Origin of the sequence: Chamaesiphon sp. (genome assembly GCF_041737865.1) — a bacterium.
Lineage (GTDB): Bacteria > Cyanobacteriota > Cyanobacteriia > Cyanobacteriales > Chamaesiphonaceae > Chamaesiphon.
Map to the genome: position 1 here is coordinate 1 of NZ_JBGSQZ010000241.1, position 17,443 is coordinate 17,443.

21 protein-coding genes and 2 pseudogenes are annotated in these 17,443 nt (G+C 42.4%); 17 read left to right on the forward strand and 6 right to left on the reverse strand.

Annotated features, from left to right (window positions below):
- Window positions 1–314 (forward strand): annotated as a pseudogene (locus ACEW9J_RS18305) (hypothetical protein); the annotation flags it as partial.
- 43 nt (window positions 315–357) lie between these two features.
- Window positions 358–906, forward strand: a complete 549-nt coding sequence (gene cysC / locus ACEW9J_RS18310) for an adenylyl-sulfate kinase (protein WP_373546536.1) — start codon at window positions 358–360, stop codon at window positions 904–906.
- 179 nt (window positions 907–1,085) lie between these two features.
- Here the strand turns inward: cysC and ACEW9J_RS18315 are convergent, their stop codons facing one another.
- From ACEW9J_RS18315 to ACEW9J_RS18325, 3 genes are all read right to left on the reverse strand, one after another.
- On the reverse strand, window positions 1,086–1,244 hold the full coding sequence (locus ACEW9J_RS18315) for a hypothetical protein (RefSeq protein ID WP_373546537.1): 159 nt from the start codon (window positions 1,242–1,244) through the stop codon (window positions 1,086–1,088).
- Window positions 1,244–1,714 carry a hypothetical protein gene (locus tag ACEW9J_RS18320; protein WP_373546538.1) on the reverse strand — a complete coding sequence of 157 codons (471 nt, stop codon included), beginning with the start codon at window positions 1,712–1,714 and terminating at the stop codon, window positions 1,244–1,246. The genes ACEW9J_RS18315 and ACEW9J_RS18320 overlap by 1 nt, the downstream gene beginning before the upstream one ends.
- 437 nt (window positions 1,715–2,151) lie before the next feature.
- The gene (locus tag ACEW9J_RS18325; protein ID WP_373546539.1) at window positions 2,152–2,481 is read right to left on the reverse strand and encodes a hypothetical protein; all 330 of its coding nucleotides are present in this window, start codon (window positions 2,479–2,481) and stop codon (window positions 2,152–2,154) included.
- Between the two features lie 68 nt (window positions 2,482–2,549).
- On the opposite strand from ACEW9J_RS18325, the gene ACEW9J_RS18330 reads away from it, so the two are divergent.
- The 7 genes from ACEW9J_RS18330 (at window position 2,550) to ACEW9J_RS18360 (ending at window position 6,830) form a co-directional block, all read left to right on the forward strand.
- A complete protein-coding gene (locus ACEW9J_RS18330; RefSeq protein ID WP_373546540.1) occupies window positions 2,550–2,702 on the forward strand; it encodes an antitoxin Xre/MbcA/ParS toxin-binding domain-containing protein in 153 nt (50 codons plus the stop codon).
- 60 nt (window positions 2,703–2,762) lie between these two features.
- A complete protein-coding gene (locus tag ACEW9J_RS18335; protein WP_373546541.1) occupies window positions 2,763–2,906 on the forward strand; it encodes a hypothetical protein in 144 nt (47 codons plus the stop codon).
- Window positions 2,907–2,962: 56 nt separating this feature from the next.
- A complete protein-coding gene (locus ACEW9J_RS18340) occupies window positions 2,963–3,658 on the forward strand; it encodes an SOS response-associated peptidase (protein WP_373546542.1) in 696 nt (231 codons plus the stop codon).
- 18 nt (window positions 3,659–3,676) lie between these two features.
- Window positions 3,677–4,279, forward strand: coding sequence for a hypothetical protein (locus tag ACEW9J_RS18345; RefSeq protein WP_373546543.1), 603 nt, complete (start codon window positions 3,677–3,679; stop codon window positions 4,277–4,279).
- A gap of 129 nt (window positions 4,280–4,408) precedes the next feature.
- Window positions 4,409–6,004 carry a leucine-rich repeat domain-containing protein gene (locus ACEW9J_RS18350; protein WP_373546544.1) on the forward strand — a complete coding sequence of 532 codons (1,596 nt, stop codon included), beginning with the start codon at window positions 4,409–4,411 and terminating at the stop codon, window positions 6,002–6,004.
- A 156-nt stretch (window positions 6,005–6,160) separates the two neighbouring features.
- Window positions 6,161–6,589, forward strand: a complete 429-nt coding sequence (locus tag ACEW9J_RS18355) for a hypothetical protein (protein ID WP_373546545.1) — start codon at window positions 6,161–6,163, stop codon at window positions 6,587–6,589.
- Window positions 6,567–6,830, forward strand: coding sequence for a hypothetical protein (locus ACEW9J_RS18360; protein ID WP_373546546.1), 264 nt, complete (start codon window positions 6,567–6,569; stop codon window positions 6,828–6,830). Before ACEW9J_RS18355 ends, ACEW9J_RS18360 begins: the two co-directional genes overlap by 23 nt.
- Before the next feature lie 187 nt (window positions 6,831–7,017).
- Here ACEW9J_RS18360 and ACEW9J_RS18365 read toward each other — a convergent pair whose 3' ends face one another.
- Window positions 7,018–7,536 (reverse strand): hypothetical protein, encoded by a 519-nt coding sequence (locus ACEW9J_RS18365; RefSeq protein ID WP_373546547.1) that lies wholly within the window; start codon window positions 7,534–7,536, stop codon window positions 7,018–7,020.
- Window positions 7,537–7,801: 265 nt separating this feature from the next.
- On the opposite strand from ACEW9J_RS18365, the gene ACEW9J_RS18370 reads away from it, so the two are divergent.
- The 7 genes and pseudogenes from ACEW9J_RS18370 (at window position 7,802) to ACEW9J_RS18400 (ending at window position 14,935) form a co-directional block, all read left to right on the forward strand.
- Window positions 7,802–8,440 carry an AAA family ATPase gene (locus tag ACEW9J_RS18370; RefSeq protein WP_373546548.1) on the forward strand — a complete coding sequence of 213 codons (639 nt, stop codon included), beginning with the start codon at window positions 7,802–7,804 and terminating at the stop codon, window positions 8,438–8,440.
- Window positions 8,437–8,808 carry a hypothetical protein gene (locus tag ACEW9J_RS18375; RefSeq protein ID WP_373546549.1) on the forward strand — a complete coding sequence of 124 codons (372 nt, stop codon included), beginning with the start codon at window positions 8,437–8,439 and terminating at the stop codon, window positions 8,806–8,808. The genes ACEW9J_RS18370 and ACEW9J_RS18375 overlap by 4 nt, the downstream gene beginning before the upstream one ends.
- Before the next feature lie 123 nt (window positions 8,809–8,931).
- A complete protein-coding gene (locus ACEW9J_RS18380) occupies window positions 8,932–9,420 on the forward strand; it encodes a helix-turn-helix domain-containing protein (RefSeq protein ID WP_373546550.1) in 489 nt (162 codons plus the stop codon).
- 13 nt (window positions 9,421–9,433) lie between these two features.
- Window positions 9,434–9,991, forward strand: a complete 558-nt coding sequence (locus tag ACEW9J_RS18385; protein WP_373546551.1) for a putative toxin-antitoxin system toxin component, PIN family — start codon at window positions 9,434–9,436, stop codon at window positions 9,989–9,991.
- A gap of 53 nt (window positions 9,992–10,044) precedes the next feature.
- A pseudogene (locus ACEW9J_RS18390) lies at window positions 10,045–10,239 on the forward strand (hypothetical protein); the annotation flags it as partial.
- A gap of 123 nt (window positions 10,240–10,362) precedes the next feature.
- Window positions 10,363–11,103, forward strand: coding sequence for a hypothetical protein (locus ACEW9J_RS18395; RefSeq protein ID WP_373546552.1), 741 nt, complete (start codon window positions 10,363–10,365; stop codon window positions 11,101–11,103).
- 340 nt (window positions 11,104–11,443) lie between these two features.
- On the forward strand, window positions 11,444–14,935 hold the full coding sequence (locus tag ACEW9J_RS18400; RefSeq protein ID WP_373546553.1) for a hypothetical protein: 3,492 nt from the start codon (window positions 11,444–11,446) through the stop codon (window positions 14,933–14,935).
- Window positions 14,936–15,275: 340 nt separating this feature from the next.
- On the opposite strand, the gene ACEW9J_RS18405 is transcribed toward ACEW9J_RS18400, so the two are convergent.
- Together ACEW9J_RS18405 and ACEW9J_RS18410 are read right to left on the reverse strand one after the other, a co-directional pair.
- Window positions 15,276–16,268 (reverse strand): relaxase/mobilization nuclease domain-containing protein, encoded by a 993-nt coding sequence (locus ACEW9J_RS18405; protein ID WP_373546554.1) that lies wholly within the window; start codon window positions 16,266–16,268, stop codon window positions 15,276–15,278.
- Window positions 16,265–16,627 carry a hypothetical protein gene (locus ACEW9J_RS18410; protein WP_373546555.1) on the reverse strand — a complete coding sequence of 121 codons (363 nt, stop codon included), beginning with the start codon at window positions 16,625–16,627 and terminating at the stop codon, window positions 16,265–16,267. The genes ACEW9J_RS18405 and ACEW9J_RS18410 overlap by 4 nt, the downstream gene beginning before the upstream one ends.
- Window positions 16,628–17,147: 520 nt before the next feature.
- On the opposite strand from ACEW9J_RS18410, the gene ACEW9J_RS18415 reads away from it, so the two are divergent.
- The coding region (locus ACEW9J_RS18415) for a hypothetical protein (RefSeq protein WP_373546556.1) at window positions 17,148–17,443 on the forward strand (296 nt) is incomplete at its 3' end.

A 17,443-nucleotide genomic window follows, 5' to 3' on the forward strand; every position in this document is an offset into this window, starting at 1 on the left:
ACAGCCCAGAAGCCGAACTGATGTTATTAGTCGATTACGAAGCACTTACCCAAGCTCCCGCACAGGTAATGCAGTTAGTCTATCAATTTATCGACCAACCCTATTTCGACCATGATTTTAACAATCTAGAGTATCGAGAAGAAGAATTCGATACGATGATGAAAACACCCGATCTGCATACTGTCAAACGTCAGGTTAAGTATCAACCACGAGCGACAATTTTACCACCAGACTTATTTGATAAATTTAGCGAACTATCGTTTTGGGAACGAGATCTTAATAGTCAAGCTAGTCGGATTTCTAAACAAGATTAGACTCAAATATCCTCTAAAAACTACACATCACAGAAACTAACAGATGCCACAAGAGCGCGGTGCAATTGTCTGGTTTACAGGTTTGAGCGGTGCGGGCAAAACGACAATCGCCCGTACTGTCGCCGAACGATTGCAAATTGCCAATCTAAAAGTAGAAATCCTCGATGGCGATCTCATCCGTCAGCATCTAGCTAAAGAGTTGGGATTTAGTCATGCCGATCGGATTGAGAACGTGCGCCGCATTGGGTTTGTGGCCGATCTGCTCGGCAGAAATGGGGTCATCGTATTAGTGGCGGCGATCGCGCCCCATCGCGCGATTCGGGAGGAATTAAAACAAAATTGTGAAGGATTTCTAGAAGTTTATGTTAACTCGCCCTTAGAAGTATGCGAACGGCGCGATGTCAAAGGATTGTACGCCAAAGCTAGAAGCGGACTAATCCCCAACTTTACAGGTATAGATATGGCTTATGAAGTCCCCCTCGCTCCCGATCTCGAATGTCAAACCGAGTGCGAAACCATCTCCCAAAGCACAGCTAAGGTTTTACAAAAACTAGTGGCATTAGGTTATATTTCCATCGATTGTCGGGGTTAAAAATCTTTCAAGCCTTCGTGGCTAAAAGTGCCCAACCCGCCAATTTAGTCGGTTTAGCAAGTACGTCAATAAGTTACTTTGCAGTACTGAGTCGTTCGCTCGCCTCAGTTATGTTTCCATTTTCTCAATTTTTGTGATTGCAGAAAGTATACTTTCCCCACGGGCAATCGCTCGACAGATTATTTCCCTTCTAGTAACACAAGGATAGCCTGTTGTAATTTTAAAATGTCAAAGCTAATTTTGGCAAGGCTTTGAGAGCCATTTCGCAAGTTTTCACACGGATGTCGCAACGTCGTACCTATTCGATCGTCTGGTTGAACTTGATAAACTGGGAACATCAGGTCAAGTTTCCTAATGGTAGATACTCGGCACGATCGAAAGGGATAAATCCTTGACAAGTAAGCGAACAGAATATTCTTGTTTGACGGAGTTCTTCATAATTGACTTGAAGAACTTTGACATGAATATTTTCTGGATGAGATTTTGCTAAAGCTCTAATATATCCTGGGACGATACCAATTTTATTCTCGGTTGAATGATGGATCGCATCCCAGTCATGAATATCGATCCGATCCCCTTTATCTACTGCGTTTACGGTAGTTTCTTCGACTAGATATAGTTTTCGGAGCAGAAAATAGAATCGATAGCAGCCATCGGCATCTGGCGCGACTTCTGGGCAGACATCCAAGCTATCTGTTTCGCGATAACCACCACTACGAGCCACAAAAGCGATGGGGTCTGTTAGTTCTGGGGGTAGCCCCAGACTTGGAAGATACCAGGGCATTTCTTGGGGTCTGTCTAGGGGCATTCGGCAAGCATAATCAGGATGCAATCGAAGCTACCTTTCTTTAGACAGGAAAAACCTTATTCCTGTGTGCCAGCTTGTTTGCGAATGGTTTTAGCTGCCCCAAGACAAATTGTAAGTGAGTCAGACTTACGAGAGCGTTGTGATTGCACCTTCTTAAGCACAGAGGCATTAAACGCCGTAGATGCATTGTGGGCAATGGAATTTAGCAATTCCAGCAAATAACCCCTATTTTGAAGTGGACGATTACCTCGCGGCGCGGCTTCGCTAACGAGGGTAGTGAATGACTCCGAGCGGATCGGCTATTTAGCTGTCTGCGATCGAGTGGTAGGAGAAAAAATTGATTAACTATTCTCGATCGTAAGTGGTGTATCATCAAACCAGAGCCTGTTTTTACAGTTAGAAAATCTAAACCATTACCTCTGAAATTATTAGATCGGTCAAATTTTCCAATTCAAGAGTTTTCGATCGAGTTCTCCGTTCATATCCTTGAACATTTGAAAGAAGATTGGTTCCCACTTTTGTTCTATACTGGCAATTTCGATCTGTTCGATGATACCCGATCGCCGCCATCGATAAAGCCTGGAGGATGAGTGCAAAATTATCTCCAACAAAACAATGGGATCTTCGATCGCCCCTTGGGCATTCACATCTTCTCTAATCCCAAAACACTGAGACGGTGGTAGGTAAGAAATGATATATACGTGCGAGTAGAAGCCAGTGTTTGTCTTAAATTCTTGAAGAACTTGCTTCTTGTGTTTCCAAAACATGGCATCCATTTCAAGTTCTTTCCTAGCTTATAAGCTTTCTCTGGTTCCGAGATCGGCTAGAGGACTGGTTGTACGAAGATCGCCAGGGAGCGATGAAATGTTTGCCAACTCCCAAGCACAGCTTTGCAGGTATTACCCCGCTGGCTGCTCTGTCTTCCGACAAAGGTGCCAAACAAGTCGAAGAACTTCTCGATCGCGCTGAGTACGGAATTTACGGCTAGTGGGGATTTGGCGCAGTATCAATAGAGGACTTCTTCAAGCATACTCATAGCAACCGAAGCTTGCGCGTCGTAACAGCGACGCTCGGACATTCGACAACTCCGCTGAAAATCGCCGAACGTGTCTTTACTCCAGAATCTCAGTCGCGTTGTGTGAACGATCGAAACTTTACTAATGCACTTGCGGCTGGTATGTATTACTGTTAAAGTATTTGTGTACTAGTAATTTTCAGCTCCCAGATAGTAGCAATTAGGAAAGAATTATGTGCGGCAGATTTTGTCAAGCAAGTTCAGCAGATATTGCAGCAGTTTTTCAGGTTGAAAGCGGTGAAATATCCCCGCGATACAATGTCGCACCTTCCCAGTCGGTGGTAGCAATTGTGAAATTACCAGATCCTGACGCTCCCCAAGTGAAAAGCTTGCACTGGGGACTAATTCCATCTTGGGCAAAAGACCCAAAGATCGGCTCCAAGCTAATTAATGCCAGAGCCGAGACTGTGAGTGAAAAGCCATCGTTTCGCTCCGCCTTTCGGAAACGGCGGTGTTTGATTCCAGCAAATGGTTTCTATGAGTGGCAACAGGTGGAAGGAAGCCGCCAGAAACAGCCGTATTTTATTGGTTTGCAGGATGAGAGACTATTTGCATTTGCGGGCTTGTACGAGCAGTGGGAAAGTCCTGATGGAAATATTTTGGAAACTTGTACCATTATTACAACTACTGCTAACGAGAGTACGGCACCAATTCACGAACGAATGCCTGTAATTCTTGCGCCCCAAGAGTACACACAGTGGCTCGATCCTAGCTTTGAGAAGATCGATCGGTTGCAAGTATTACTCGATCCCTATCCAGCCAGTGAGATGAAACTCTATCCTGTCAGCAGTCTTGTAAATAATCCTAAAAACGACAGTCCCGACTGCAAACAGCCGATGAGTCGATCGAATCATCAATTTAGTATTTGAATTGGAAAGTAGAAATCGATGACTTATAACAACTTCACCCTCGAAACTGTCAACGACCAATTTGAATTAAATCTTCTGGAGGCTCCCTTCTGCGAATTCTTACCAACGGCAGATCCACAACCAGCGTTCTTAACAATTTTTCAACAGTGGTTTTGGTTGGCACAAACAGCCCAATCCGCCAAGGCTAAATCCGAACTTTTGGTTAGTCCGATTTTGGCTGAGATAGTGCAACTAACTCAAAAGCAAGTTCAACTATTTTCTGGTCTAGAGTTTAATGTAGATCCAGAGCAGAGTCTAGATGGAGTTGTCGATTTTTTGCTGAGTAAATCGACAATTCAATCTATTATCAAAGCTCCGATTGTAATGCTGGTAGAAGCGGACAAGGAAGGGTTAGATCTAGGCTGGGGGCAGTGTGTCGCCGAGATGATTGCTGCTCAGAAGTTCAATACCAGCAAAGGTAACGAAATCTCCGTTATCTATGGCAGTGTAACCAGCGGTAGATTATGGCAGTTTTTTAAGCTCGAAGGTAAAAATGTTACCATCGATCGTCACCAATATTATGTCACGCCAGTCGAGCGGATTTTAGGTATTTTGAAGTGGATGGTGGATGAATCTGGCTAACTAATCGATCGTGTAACGTCCGCTTGCGGAATCGATAATTTGCTTTAATAAGATAATTATGGATTCATATAAATAAAATTTGATGTGCATGAATCTTCTCACCCATATAAATTTTTGACATAATCAGATATGGACGATCTTAATGATTCGAGCAAACCATTTTGGCAAGGTGATAGTCTTTGGATAAATGAATTACCAGAAAAATTGGATGATATTGCTCATGTAAAGAGCTTGATTTTACATCATGCCGATCGGCTCAAGGAATTACCAAAAGACATTGGTAATCTAACCAAGTTGACCAAACTATCCATGTGCGCGTCAAGGCTAACTAACTTAGAAAATATTGGCGATCTGACTAGTCTGACTTATTTAGATCTCTACGATAATCGCAGTCTACTTAGTTTACCGGAAAGTATTGGAAATCTCATTAATTTAACTTACCTATGTCCAAGGCAGGGTAAGCTAACTACTCTACCAGAAAGCATTGGTAAGCTCATTAATTTAACTCACTTAACTCCAAAAAGTAACAAAATAACTACTTTACCAGAAAGTATTGGTAATCTCGTTAATTTAACTCATTTAGATTTAAGTTGGAATCAGTTAGGCGATCTGCCAAAAAGTATAGCGAATATTCCTAACTTAATTAACTTAAATTTATCTAAAAATCAGCTAAGTACCATTCCAAAAGTTATTAGTAGATTAGTCGGTTTGACACATCTATATTTATGTGCAAATAAACTAACTAATTTGACAGAAAAAATTAGTAGCCTTACTAACTTAACTTATCTGAATTTAGGATGGAATCAGCTAAGTGTCATTCCAGAATTCGTTAGTAATTTCAATAAATTAGATAGTTTAATATTAAGAGATAATCAGATAAGTATTCTACCAAATAGTATGGTCAATCTTAGCAATTTGACGTATTTAGACTTACAAAACAACAAACTAAGTAGTTTGCCAGAAAGTATAGGCAATTTTCCAAAACTAGGTCAAATATGTCTGCGTGAAAATCAGTTAACTAGTTTACCAGTGAGTCTTGGTAATCTTAATAATTTGACCGCTTTAGATCTGGATCGTAATAACCTAACTAATCTGCCAGAAAGTATCGGCGATCTTAGTAATCTATCTAAACTGAATTTAAGACACAATAGTCTAACTGACTTACCAAAAAGTATCGGCAATCTTAATAATTTAACTGAATTACATTTAGAAAATAATCAGATACAAACATTACCGGAAAGTATCATCGACCTTACTAATTTGATAGAGTTAAATCTAGACAATAACCCTTTGACAGATTTATCAATTCTGCAAAGAGTACCAGGTTTGAATAAAGTTAAATTTTTAGGTGTTAATCTTTCTCGTCGATACTGGACTAAGCTCAGTGATTGGGAGCCTAAATGGTTATTAGATGAAGATAACGCAGAGATTAGACGTGTATTAGTCACACAAATTGGCTATGAGAGAATTTGTGATGAATTAAATGCTATCGTACTCGATGTTTGGCGAGAATATGTCTTGGTGAAAATTGATGGGATCGAAAAGATTTATGATGGAGGAAGTGTAATTGTCAGTGCAGAACCGATGGTATTACTAAAAATGACTTGCCCATCTACGTCATATATTCACATTCTCCGAGTACCACCAGAGATCGTGAGTGCAGAGACAGCGATTACTTGGATAAATCATGGCATTCATCCCGATCGCTTTGACGTACAAACTTAACATGTTTGTTGCAAATTAACTAGTAATTTTTGGATTTATTGTTCTTAGAAATCTTGTTATTAAACAGATTTCAATACATTACATAAAGCTAAAGTTTTGCCAACACTTATATTGATTATGATAATTCTAGTTGAAAATAATTAATTCATACTATCGATGACTTATCGCGATTTTACACTCAATCGAGTCAAACAACAATTCGGCTTGAATATAGTCATAGGTGTGTTCTTGACAGACCCACCCAGATTACCTCCTCGCGAGTGGCTCACAAATCTACTAGATCGCTCGGTTCCTTTTGTTGGAGGTTTCAGTAACGAGAAGGTACGTTCTGAGTTAATTGTTGCGCCACTGTTATTTGAGTTTCGAGAACTCTTGGATCGTCAAGTTGGTTTTTTTTCAGGTACAGATTTCAGTGTCGATGTAGAGTTAGGATTGAGTGGAGACTGTGATTTTTTGCTCACTCGCTCGAAGTCAGAATTAACGATCGAAGATCCAGCCGTTGTCGTCATTCAGGCCCAAAAGGGCGATTTTAATGCTAGCTGGGGTCATTGTGCGGCTTTCGATGGTTGCTGCCCAGAAATTTAATCGAGCTAAGGGACAAGAACTACCAATTTACGGTAGTGTCACTACGGGGACTTTCTGGCAGTTTCTCAAGCTGACTGGACAGGATCTGACCATTGATGTGAAGGAGTACTCACTCAAACCGATCGAGCGCATTCTCGGTATTTTGAAGTGGACGATTACCTCTCGGCGCGGCTTCTCCAACTCAGATTCAAGAAATTTTCAATCGCATCCCTGCATCCAGAATTACACCGATTGCGGCTAAATTTGCAATTAACTTACTGGCGTATAACCTAGATCGAATCTCGATCGCGTAGCGTCTCCTGCGGAGAATCGATCTAATCGAGCGAGTGCAAATTAAAACTCTGCACCAGTGGCTAACCGAACGATTGGCACTGGTGCAGAGTTATTGTCGAGCGTGTCAGATCGAGCGGCGATTACAAGTCTGATGCTTAACAGCTTACGAATAGTGGCGCAAGTCGATCGAGGACTGTCGGCAACCAGCGTACCTGCAACCGCGTTCTGTCTTGCTCGTCGGTCACACTAATAAGTCGTCCGTGCTGTTGCCCTAGCTTAGTTAACTGCCAGACTTTTTTATCGTTGTGGCTGTGAAAATCGAGCTGTTCTAGAGCTTGATTGACTCTTTGTGCAGATGGAGGATGGATAATATCAGGATATCGCTCTGTTAACATCTGCCCAACTTGAGTTGCTGTTAGCGTAGTTAAAGCAACTGTTGCTGGTGTCTGAGTTAAATCAGGTGGCTGAGGTTGAGTCATTCGCCACTCGATTACTTCTAAAGCATCTTCGTAAATATTAGCGTTAGCTGGATCTAATTTACTGTGCTGGCTGAGTCGCCAGAACGCAATTTGATGTAGATCTACTCCGACCGAGCGCAGAATGGATGTAGCTAGTTCGATTGCCTGAGCAGCGGAGGTCGGTCGGTCGAATTCAAATTCTGATGATATAGTCATATTAGTCATCCAGTGTCTAAGGCATTGGGAGATTAGCGACCAAGCATTGTTACAAGCAATGTGCGGTCGCGTTTTTGTGTTCACGATTATTATACTCTTTTTTTATTTTTAATGTCAGTACTTGCTTAATATTTATTTTATATCAGTAAGTACTTGCTGATGTAAGTATTAAGTAGCTAAGTATCAGCATTTGCAGTAGTCAGCAAGTAAGTACTAAAATAGAAGGTCTGACTCTATTATCAAATGCGAGTAGCATCGGAAACTCATGCCTGTAATTGGAGTATGCAATCAGAAGGGAGGGAGCGGTAAAAGTTCGACTGCCGTTCATCTAGCCCGCTGGCTTCAGTCTCAATCTGATGCGGTTTTTGTCATCGATAGTGACGGACAACGTACTTCGTCGTTGTGGTTGAGCAGCCTATCACAGCCAGTTCCGGTTGAGATTATTCCCGATCCAAATGAATTGTTGGAACGCTTACCAATTTTAGCGACCGAACATGAATGGTTGATTGTTGATGCGCCAGGGACTCTCGCCGAAGCAACTAGAGCGATTGTCTTGTGGAGCGATTTGGTGCTGATTCCCTGTCAGCCGACTGGAGTAGATCTCGCTAGTGCTGGGGATACCGTACGGTTGATTAAGCAAGCACGGGCAATTAGGAAAGGAGCACCGCTGGCGGCGATCTTTTTAAATCGAGCAATCAAAGGGACGCGTCTCAAGCAAGAAGCTTTTACTGTCCTCAAAGCAGTACCGGATCTTCATGTCCTGAGCGAGGTTATCCATCAACGTCAGATTATTGCTGACGCTTTCGGGCAAGGAGCGACGGTATTCGATCTCACTGGCGATGCCGCCCAAGCCGCTCAAGCCGAGTATTCCCGACTATTTAAAACTATCTTAAAATCACTATGAGTACCAAGCGCAAGTCATTAAGTGCTGATGTGATGCAGCAGTTTATCAAAGATCCCGATGCTGTCAGTAATTCAGCAAATACTGAATTACTTGCTGAAGTAAATAATAGTAAATTGATGAGCAAAAATGCTGAAGTCAGTACCGATCCGCTGGATTCGAGCGAGGAAACGAGTCTGACGGCTGATGTGATCGAGATGTTTAAAAGCAATCAGAAGGAGGCAACGACACGCTTTACCGTCGATTTACCCAAGTCGCGGCATCAACGGTTCGCGATCGTCTCCAAGCAGCTCAATACTAATATGAGTAGCTTGGCGCGAGTATTGATCGAGAAGTTTCTCGATGAAATCGAACGCGATAAATTACTGTAGGGAGTTTTTGGCTAGAGTTACATTTTTGGCGCGTTAGGCTATTTTGGGCTACTTCACTTGCGTTTATAGCGTTTAACCAAGGTAAAATAGTAATCTGAGGCAAACCTAATCGGGGAAAACAAGATGCCACCTACTGCTTTAGACCACCAACCAATTACCGCCAGCGAAGAAGATCGACCCGCACTGATTAAGCTAGAAGACCTCTTCGACCATCAGGAGCCAGAATCCGTTAGCTTTCAACTCGTCAGCACATCAGGAGCAGCAATCGATATTCCCGCCCCTGTCTTTAACCTCATGCAGCAGATCGTGTACGAGTTACTTCAGGGCAACAGCGTCACCATCGTCCCCATCCATAAAGAACTCACCACCCAAGAAGCCGCCGACATTCTCAATGTCTCCCGCCAATATCTGGTCGAACTCTTGGATACCCAAACCATTCCCCATACCAAAGTTGGCACCCACCGTCGCATCCGTTTTGGCGACCTGATGAATTATAAAAACGATCGCGATGCCAAACGGCAACAGGGACTATCGCGCATGACCAAAAAAAGCCAGCAGCTCGGTCTGTATACCAAAGCAGCCAACACCCCTGAAGACCCACAAGGCACATAGAGAGGAAATAACCTTGTCATCTTTTGGAGTAGTTTTAGATGCCTGTGTCCTCATCCCCGCCACTTTGCGAGATACCCTCCTCCGTGCTGTCGAAAAAGGGATGTATCGGCTGCACTGGAGCGATGAGATCTTAGACGAAGTGAGGCGCAATTTGGTCAAGAGAGAAATGACTAGCCCCGAAGACGCTCAAGATCTCATCGAGCAAATGGATCGGTTTTTTGCAGAAGCTAATGTGCGGGGATTTGAAGTACTCATCCCTGCCATGAATAACGATAAAAAAGACCGCCATGTCCTGGCTGCGGCGGTGATGTCTCGCTCTCAAGTAATTGTCACCAGCAACATTAAGGACTTTCCCAAGCAAGCTTTAGACCCGTTTGGGATTGAAGCTCAAACTCCAGATGAGTTTCTCACCCATCTGTTTTACTTGAATCCCAAGCTGATGATAGAAATTTTGAGCGAACAAGCTCGTGACCTCAATGAGCCACCGCTGACGGTTCCAGACGTGTTAGAAGTTCTCGCGATCGTGGCTCCAGGCTTTGTGAAACTGATGCAATCTACTTTTTCTGAGTAATCCACTCAACATTCTTAAATCGCCTCGCGCTACGATTGACTTAGATTGGGTAGTTTGTGGTCGGTGTGCTGGAGCAATATATTAAAGTAAGAGTAGGGAAACTCGATCGAGCCAAGCTCTGACAACTGTTGGAGTTAAAATATCATGCTGTTCGTGATGCTGTTACCGAACTGGGGAGTGTTGGTAGTATTAGCGAGATATTTATTTGCTTTCAAGAATATTTATATACATGCGACAAGGCAGCTTAAATGACATTTGAAAAAATGGAACGTTTTTAAGAAAGCTTAACGCCATCGGCAAAAAAAATGACGATCTTCTCGATCGTTTATCGCAAAATTAGTAGATGAATCAAATTATCGATCGAGGATTTTATGCTCGAAAATAAATATAATCCTTGGCTAGAAATATTAGCCCAAACAGGTAAAAAAACTTATTCACAAAATCAGGAAGCATTTTCTGACTTGAAGAATTTACAGGCTTTCTGTAATACTACAATTGCAGCAGGCGGCGGATTTGGGGTTACTGGCATGTTTTTAAATCCAGCACTAGGTTTAGTGGGTGGTTTTGTTAGTCTGACTATAATCGAACTTGCCAAACCAGTCGATAGATTAGTTTCGGTGATGGAAGACTTATTAAAAATAGATGGAATTATAGTTACTCCTCGGATAAAGACCGAGCATGGAACTATTGATTTATTAGTCAAAATGCCAGATCGAAGACGTTTTGCTTTTGCACTTAGATCCAAGTTAAATTCGCGGATTAAATGGCGAAAGGAAGAGCAGATGTTTTTTGCTACTACCCCCAGAAAAAGTAGGGCACCTAGATTGAAGAGATGGCCTGACTTGCTAGATTCAGGTCAAAATCTCAACAAATCTATCATCTCACTAAACAAGCAAAAGAGTTATTTACTAGGAGCCAACAATTCAGAGCTTCGCCTCCCTGTCGTAAAAGCGATCGTATTAACCAGTACAACTACAGTAGATCCAGCTAACGAGCCAGATCTATTTGTTGACTTTGGTGCAACTAGAGTGTTAAAAGTGCAATCGGGGTGTAATATACATGTATTGGAACAACGCGATCTGATAAAGTTTTTAGAAAAGGTTACTAAATGACCGATATGGGGGATTATATAAGAAGACCCTAATAAATCGTATCGTATGGCTTTCTAGCATTATTTTTTTCCGTTAAAAAATCCCTTTCCGTTACTACGAGAAGAGATTTCTTTAACCCCGACGCAATTATCACGCGCCAGATAGTCTTTTCAGCTCTCCCAAGTGTTCACGCACTGGGTCGGCAGGCAATCGATCTAAAACCAGATCGATTGACTATATGTGTACCATTATCCCTTAGCTGGTTAACAAAGTCCAGTTAACATAATTACAACCTAAAAGCTTACCACTAACAGCAGCAATGACTTGAGGGGAGATTCACACCAAAAAATGAATCCCCAAAATGCAACCTAAATTAATTCACGCATCGAAACAAAGTCCCTGCCCCATTTGCACTAGAGGAACCGACTGGTGCTATAGCCTCAGCGATTCTTTACGGGTTTGTAAACGCACTGAATTTGCACCTCCTGGCTGGCGACGAACTACTAAACAAGATAGTGCTGGACATTTTATCTTCGCGATCGAAGGCGACGATCCCGACTGGCAAGAGAAAAAAGCCCAATGGGATGCTCAAAGACTCGAACGGGAAGAGAACCAACGCCTAGCCAATCTTGAAAAGCGTCATGGCAGTCTAACCGCCGCCGAGCGCGATCCACTCATCCGCTCCCTGAGCAAAGAACTCGGACTGTTTGGAGCACATCGTCAAATTTTACTCGATCGCGGTCTGACTAAAGCTCAGATCGATGCGGGTCTGTTCTTTTCGATCGAGAAGTGGCAGAAAGTTAGCAATGACTATCCCCTTAATTTACCTGGAGTCAGCGTATCCAAATTTGGCGATCGTCAACTCAACGGTCAAGGAATTGCGATCGTTACCTTTGATGTCGATCGATTGGCTACTGGCTGGCAAATATTATCAGTGCCTCGCCTTGATGGTACTCCCAAGTATCCTTGGGCTAAAGGTGAAAAGTCAAGCCATCTTCCTCTCGGCAATGGGATCGGTGAGCTGCCAATTCAAGTAATCGGTAGTCCTGGCAAGAAGAAAATCGCCTATTTAGCTGAAGGTACGCTCAAGCCTAAACTTGCTGGTTACAAACACGATGAATACTTTGTCGGAGCTAGTAGTGGGAATTTTAGTAGCTCCCCAGTCCAAGTTAAAGCGGCACTGGAGGGCATTAAAACTGTTGTAATTACATTAGACGGCGGGGACGTGACTAACCCAGCTCGGATGTTGCACTGGCAACATCAGCATGAATTTCTTGTTTCGTTGGGAGTCAAGGTTAAATTTCTTTGGTGGAGTCAGTTTAAGAAGGAAAAAAATGATATCGATGAGATTTCTAACAAGAAGTTTAGAAATGCCAAGTTAATCGATTTAGACTATTTTCTCAAACTTCCCGATCGAGCTGCTCAGGCTGCACAAGATCGACTACTGTTTGAGAAGCTATCGGGCTTGTCTCTACCAGTCACTTACGAACGCTCTGAGGAGTACCTATCCGAACTTCCTTTGCCAAAGCTTGGAACGTTTAGTTTTGTTACTAGTCCATGCGGCACTGGTAAAACAGAACAGGTTGTCGGACTGATTAATCGATGGGAAAAAATATATCCACAGGGCAAGTTTTTCTTCTTCGGATATCGGAACGGGTTACTCGATCAGACTCGCAGACGAGCAAGTATTCCTAGTTACCGAGTAGGATACGGACAAGATGATGCGGCAATTAACAATTACCAAAAATTAGCGATTTGTCTCGATAGTCTCCTCAAGTTACGCCTAGAGAGTATTCCAGCGAATACGCTCGTCTTTTTCGATGAGTTTGAGGCGATTTTAAAACATGGCACCCAAAGTAAAACGCTAGGTAATAGACGAGCCGCAATTCAAGCTCATTTGGTCGCGATTCTCGATCGAGTATTATCAACAGGCGGTGCAGTAGTTGGTTTAGAAGATAGTCTAACCGATCTGTCTATCAATGGAATACTGGATTTAACCAATCGCCAATATCCTTACGAAATTCTCCGCAACACGATGGAGAAATTTCATTGGCAAGTCAAAATGGGTGGTGGTAATCCTTCTCACTACATGGGCTTAATTATCGATCGGCTTAAACGTGGTGAAAACATTATTGTTCCTAGTACCAGCCAGAAATTTATTCAAACTCTAGAGCGAATGATCGTTGCTCAAATGCCAGAGCTGAAGGATTCGATCTTCCGTTTGGATGCGAAAACTGCCCCCGATCTGCACGATCTTTTAACCGATCCTGACGGCTGGTTGGCACAACAGAAACACCCAGTTCGCATCCTATTTTTATCTCCTACCGTTGAAAGTGGTTTCAGTATTAAGCTCAAAGCCAATAAGCACTGGTTCGATCGCTCGATGGCTTATTTCACCAATCTCGATACTCGGACTCATATTCAGATGTTGTCTCGCGATCGCAGCAACATTCCCAGGGATATTTTTGCATTAGCCAAAGGTACCGAAGCTGGTAGTGCTAGAGGTCGCGACCCAATTGCATTATTAAAGATGCGGAAGGCAATTGCTAATGAAACTAGCTTACTGCACGGAGCTGGGCGCATTCCGATGAGTGCCCAAGGTAATTTCTGGAATTGTTTGGATAGTCAATTTTCCGTTCGATCGGATTTATCCTCAAAATACTTGGGTGAGTACTTAGAATTGGATCTAATTGCGCGAGGGCACAATGTCACTCAAGTCGATTGGGAAGAAGTTCGGCTTCAAGAACTGGCTGACAATAAAACTGAGGATGCAGTACCAAGCAAGGAACTAGGGGTAATTTTCAAAAAGACTAAACTGACGATTCTGGCAGAAGACAACAAAGTTTTGTTTGATGCAGATGGCAAAAAAATGGCTGTTGTTCAGGCACAAGCTATTCTGCATAGTAGTAGCTCAACATTCGAGCAGAAGCAACAAGCTGTTAAATGCATGATCCACGATCGACTTCCTGGCATTGAGCTAACGGAAGATTTTTTGATGGTGCTGTGGAGCATGAATAATGCGGCATACCTAAAGCAATGCGAACTGAGTTGGTTGTTGCGTTATCCAGATTTAGCCAAGCATCTCGAACGCGTAACCTTAGCTCATCAGGCTCAACAGCCTCATATTATTTACAGCCAAATTCCTAAGCTAGTTCAAAAGATTCAACTGCTATTACCAATAATGTCATATATCAACGATCTAGCAACTGGTCGGGAGTACATGACTGGTGACGAAGCTGCTGTGGGTATTCAGGAACACTCACTCAAGCATGGCAAGAAGTTCTTTAATCTGTTCGGCTTGAATATTAAAGAGGAGTCCGTTTTAGGTAAAGGTAATGGAGCTGGTTCGACTCAAAATAGCCAGATCGCCACTGTTAATAAGATTGTTAAGCTATTGGGCTATCAAGCCCAATCAGTGCGGCGAGTAGGCAAGGCAGGGGCACAGGAGCGCGTATATGCGATCGGCAACTTCGATTGCCCTCACCGAGAAAAAGTTTACAAGGCACTCGATTACAAGCATCGAAATTACCTATCGGGCGAACTAGCCCTCGAAGATATAGTCTTGGTCTTTAATACCATCCCTAATATAAAGAGCGCGGCTATGCAGTCGGTTGAGTCGGTTGAGCCGAAACCTTTATCCCAAGCGGAATTGGTTAATATTCAGTCCGGTACTGATACGTTGGCTGATATCGTTACTTATCCTCTGGATATGGCACATGAGGCACTAGCTGATATTCGATCGGTCTGGACGGCAGAATTCTTATACTTGGCTAGCAAAAATCTGACTTTTGCTCAGAGAATTATCCTTAAAAAGTTAGTTATTGAAATGAATATGTCTCGAATTGCTAGTTAATTTATAATCGATCGCTTGTTTAAACCGATTTATTTTTCGCCTGATGGAACAGGTCGGATTTGTGGCGGGTATTTAATTAATTCAAGCTGATGCGATCGCCGAGATTTTTCAACATTCTTAGTTTTTTAATTTAATGTAATCGTTTAAGAATTAAAAATATTATTTAATCTTTTGGAATCTGTTTGAGGATTAAAAATATTATTTAATTTTCAATCTACCCAAGCTGATAGATCGACTGCGAGGCCTAATTTTCTTGGGTCGATCGATTACTACTTCAATTTTTTCGATATTTGGAGTAGTAACTTTCGATTTGTCGATTACTACTCCAAATATCAACTAGTTACCCAAGCTCATGCGATCGCTTACGATCTTTCCGAAGTTGCGGCTTAAAAACTTTAGACGACAATCGATCCACCTCAACTGCTTCAACCTTTGTTAACGATTCACATTCGCCACTAACATTCCCTAAGACTTTTAGATCTTTCTTAGCGTCGATATTCCCGAACCGCTTCGGGTCTGTTTGAGAGTCAAAGCTCAAGCCTCGTATGCTCTGAAGCTTTGGTAGACTCGCATCATACAATTGATTGCCTTGAAATTTTATCCCATCCAATGAGTAACTAATTCCGCGTACTAATCCAGTTCGCGTAATTTTTAATCTACTCTCAATATCGCGCTCTGCAAGCTTTTTAGTCATTTCGACTACACTTTTAGATTCCTTTGCTGCGGTATCGATCGCAATTTGCAGTCTCTCGACGACGGGTAAAATTGCCATTTGTCGCACTCCCGCCGCCACTTCTCGCAGCTCTCGTTTATGTCTTTGGCATTGCCCATGTGTGGGCGCGCGTTTTTTAACATCCGAACTGGACTTGATTTGGGTCAACTGCTCATCTTTTTCGATTTCGCGAAGAATTTTCTCGAATCTGCGAAAAGATTGGAAATCATCTACCCATTTGCCGTTAAGGTCAACAGCATTAGCGACGATATGAAAATGATCGTGGTCGTGTGTTCGATCGTGACCTGGATCGTTACGTCCGTGGGCGACTACCAAATACTGACTATTTCCATAGCCCATTTCATTGATTATTCGATCGGCAATTCGCACCTGGAGTTGAGGATCGACAACTCCATCTAGGCGTGCGAATCCTACCGACAGATGATTGACGACTCTTGTAACGCGATCGTTGAAAGTCGAGAAAGTTAAAAATTCAGCCTCTAATTCGCGAGGTGTTTCGGCTCCAACGTTTCCGCCAATAATGAGAGCATTTTTTTTGGGATGCAGCAAATACTTAAATAGTCCACCAAAATCTTGACCTTTAGTGATGTTGCCAATCATTTAGTTTTTATCCCAATCGTAGCGATCTGAAGTTGGCAGAGGATCTGATTTGCCCTTTCCATTTGCTGCTGAGTGGTGACAATTGTAGTAAGCAGCGATGGGGGAGCTGCCCGATGTGAGTGCATCCATCTAGTCATCTGATTCAAGTTTTGCCCAACTGCCTTAATTTCCTTTTTTAGATCGACAATAGCGCGGTAGGTGTCTAAATTAATTTGAGGGACAATGATTTGTTTAGTCGGTTGCCCTAGTATTTTTTTTCTCGCGTAGCTCGATACCGCCATCGAACTTTTATTGGCATCCTCTACAATTTGTTGTTGTTCGATATCTGTAATACGAATAGATAGTTTTATACTTCTCATTTTCATCTTAATTTAGGGTAATATTTCGATCTTAATTGAGAACTAATATTAGGATTTGGGGTTCTAGGGGGTTCCTCCCCCTAGCCAGCCGAGGCAAAGGGAGCGGTAGCGAAGACACTTGTGTCGGACTTTGCCCCTGCTGGCTCCGATCAATCTACGCTAACACTAGAAATGCAGAATGTCACCACGTTAAAACACACAAAATAGGTCAATAAAACGGGGTATTTCATGATAGCAACATCTGTAAAACGTTGCGATAATCAAGGTAGGCTCAATTTCGATTGAGTCCATTATTTAAAGATCCGTGTTCCTACTGATGGAATACGTGAGTTAAGGTGATGAAAATGTATGAAAGAGTCAGTTTTTTAGATGGATTTTAGATAGGTATTTTTTAGAGATTATGGAAAAAGCGGAAGGGAGATCTAAAGTTATAGTTCGTGTCGAGTTTTTGGATTCACCCCACTATCAAAAAATTCTAGGTCAGTATCTAAAAAATAGTGGAGAGCCTAAAAATCTTGTGATGTCAACAGTCTCAAGTCGATTTTTGGCAATGGCATTATCTGATTATGGCAAATCAACTAGGCAAGAACTAGAACGCATTGGGCGATCGTGCCGCCGAGAAATGCTCCATCATGTTAGCGATTTGGACGATTTTTTTGCGCTTAAATATCAAATCAATTTACAGAGCGATCGACTAGTGAGTGAGAACATTAAAAATATACCCTCACCCCTATTGACTAATGAAGATGAAGATAAAGATCTGAAAAAAGAAGATGGAGAAGATGACTATGATAACTTGTCTGATGACGAATATCT